At 43.9% G+C, this 3,064-nt stretch carries 2 protein-coding genes and 1 pseudogene; 1 reads left to right on the top strand and 2 read right to left on the bottom strand.

The window, feature by feature from the left end; all coding sequences use genetic code 11:
• Positions 1 to 120, top strand: a pseudogene (locus tag ICN48_RS13700) (IS30 family transposase); the annotation flags it as partial.
• 77 nt (positions 121 to 197) lie between these two features.
• Here the strand turns inward: ICN48_RS13700 and budA are convergent.
• Together budA and alsS are read right to left on the bottom strand one after the other, a co-directional pair.
• A complete protein-coding gene (budA, locus tag ICN48_RS13695; RefSeq protein ID WP_216154240.1) occupies positions 198 to 1,058 on the bottom strand; it encodes an acetolactate decarboxylase in 861 nt (286 codons plus the stop codon).
• A gap of 5 nt (positions 1,059 to 1,063) precedes the next feature.
• Positions 1,064 to 2,740, bottom strand: a complete 1,677-nt coding sequence (gene alsS, locus ICN48_RS13690; protein ID WP_216154239.1) for an acetolactate synthase AlsS — start codon at positions 2,738 to 2,740, stop codon at positions 1,064 to 1,066.
• Positions 2,741 to 3,064: the final 324 nt, after the last annotated feature.

Here is a 3,064-nt window from a genome sequence, read left to right as displayed (position 1 = left end):
AATTACTCCCAAGCCAAACTCAATGCTGTAGCAAGGCAACTCAATGAACGTCCTAGAAAAACACTAAACTATCAAACACCGGCAGAACGTTTTGCCCTAACTGTTGCATCGACGGGTTGAAATCAAGACCCAAAGCAGTCGCTCATCAAGTTGCTGAGCTGGGATTGACCTAGTAATTGAAGAAGATGCAAGAGGGTTTATTTTGTTTGCGCTCCTTCGGCTTTACTGAGTGCAGCTGCTGGATCGCCAGATAAATCCGCCTTGAGAAATTCTGGTGATTCAGGCAAGGCCAATGTCAAATTATCTGCGTCCATTACCTGAAGTTTTAGATTCTTAGCGCTTATTCCCAGAACGTGACCGCCGTGCTGATGGTCAGCAGATAGTAAGTGCAAATGATAGCCGGGAATATTGAAGGTTCTTGCATAGGTTGGCGACCAAAATCCCAGCAAGGTTCCATTAATGTTTTTTAAGGTAAATTCAGCTTGATGACTTGTAGCCGTCACGAGATCAGTACCAGGCGCAGACTTACAGGCAACTCGGTAATGAATTTCATCGAATACACCATCAATACGAATTGCAGTAAAAAGATTTTCAGAGCGGCGAATGGAATCAATCTGCTTACAAAGATCCTCCCAACTATTCACCGAGTCAATTACTAGGCTTCGATCGGCTTGAAATTCAGCGCTTACCCAAAAAGGAGCCGAAACAGAATCCGCTGGCTTAATCACTGTGCCATCTCCCAGCGCTTGATAAACATGACCATCTAGCATGAGACCTTCGCCGTCGAGCGAATCATATGTGCCGAGACCAAAATCACCATGCGTTTTGATCTGCCCAACTGTGACGCATCCTTGATAAACGCCTTGGACTAAAGCGGCTGATGTGGATACCTGATAAAGCGTATGATGCTCCACTCCAAGTGCTTTTGCTAACGAATCTTGAACCACATGACTAATCGTCTCGCCAGTCTCCTGACAGCGTTTTTCTAAGGCATTACTAAGAGACTCTGAAATGTCTATATTAAGAGTTTGACTGCCAGGTATTTTAGACTTTGCCATATTGGTTAATTAATAAAGTTCTGACTGACATTTTGCATTAGGCGCTCATTGAGACTATAGTCAACTGGCACATGAATCAAAACAGGCACATCTGATTTAAAGGCTTCTTCAAAAATATCCGGTAGTTCATCCGCAGATTTGACGCTATAGCCTTTGCAACCAAAAGATTCCGCAAACTTCACCGGATCGTAGCTACCTAACTTAATTCCAGCGGTTTCTCCATAGTGCGCCTGCTCTTGAAAAGCAACCATATCGAAAGAGCCGCTATCCCAAATCACATGAACAAACTTTGCCCCAATCCTTACGGCTGTAGCTAACTCAGTTCCCGTGAAAAGAAAGCCACCATCACCTGATGAGGAAAGAATTCTGTCATTTGGATAAAGCAGACTCATAGCAATAGCCCAAGGCATCGCGACGCCAAGTGTTTGCTGACCATTGCTCACCAAAACTTGACGCGAGTGATCAGCTGCGCAATAACGATTGGTCCAAATATAATTAGATCCAACATCCAGTGCTACGTGAGTATTCGATGTCATTTGTTTTTGCAGCTCATGAACGAGACGCAGAGGTTCAACAGGGAATTTATTCATTAACTTGCCTTCGTCAAGAGTGTCTTGAATTTCTTTGACGGCGGCCTTGGCAGAGGCGATAAATGCAGGATCAATTTGGGTGGTAATTTGAGCTGAAAGCACATCTAAAGACTCACCAATATCACCAATTAACTCCGCAATAGGCAAGAATGCATTATCTTGATCGGCCGGAATAGCATCTAGGCAAATAACCGGGCGTTTTAGGTTGGTATTCCAAATTGAGGGATCATATTCGATGGGGTCATAGCCTATTGTCAGAATCACATCAGCCTGATCAAGCAAGTTGTCAGCTGGTTGATTACGAAATAAGCCAATACGCCCAGCATAAGTTGCACCACTGGACTCTGAAACCCAGGCTCCTGCACCTTGGAAAGTAGAAACATAAGGGATACCAGACTTCTTAAAGAAATTGATTAGCCCTTCAGATGAATCTTGGCCCGATGATTGCATACCAAGAATAGCAATGGGACGTTTACTAGATTTTAGGATGCTAAGAGCATCATTAATTGCCGACTTAGCTGCTGGCCCCATGGGCAGTTTCTTGCCCCAATTGGCGTTTACGTCACCCGGATAATCTGCAAGACCTACATCCTTAGGTAATGACAAAAATACGGCACCAGGACGTCCACTCTCAGCAACACGGATCGCATTACCTAACGCTTCACCCACTTGATCAGGAGTCACAATTTCTTCTGAGAGCTTGGTTGCTGCCTTCATTAAGGCAGTGGAATCAAGTGATTGATGTGTTTTCTTTAGACGCTCATCTACAGGTACTTCTCCACCTATTGCTAGAACGGGGTCGCCCTCACTTGTAGCGGTAGCAAGACCTGTTGTTAAATTAGTAACCCCAGGTCCAGATGTCGCAATACAAACGCCCACTTTGCCGGTTAACCGTCCAAATGCCGCAGCCATGAAAGCAGCATTCTGCTCGTGCTGACAAAGAATAAGCCTAATTTTTGAGTGCTTAAGAGCGATGAAGAGGCTGTCAATCTTTGCTCCAGGGATACCAAAAACATGGGTAACCCCATGATTTTCGAGCATCTTAACTATGGCGTTAGCACAATTTTTGGGATTATTCGGCTCGATTGTCATCTTGATTTATCCAGTTTAATTAAATTAGAAAGAGAAATTTTTACAAATACTATGATTGCCATTCAAGTTATTTAGACATGCAAATTATCAGCTTATGGCATTACTACCCACATAACTTTTAGCACTATAGTTGATTTTGATGGCAGCTTCGTTAAATGGCGCACCATATAAAATCAGCTATACGATCGACTGCTATTGGCCTTGAATTCAACTGATCGATGCAACACACTACAAACTGCGTAAGCAAAAGGAGTGTTGCTCATGAAACAACGGCCCCGAATCTATTACACGGCCACCCAGAAGGCTTTAATGTGGGAACGCTGG

The organism is Polynucleobacter sp. JS-Safj-400b-B2, from assembly GCF_018881975.1.
Classification (GTDB): Bacteria; Pseudomonadota; Gammaproteobacteria; order Burkholderiales; family Burkholderiaceae; genus Polynucleobacter.
Note: the sequence above shows the minus strand (reverse complement) of the source record. Positions and strands in the feature narration are given on the sequence as shown.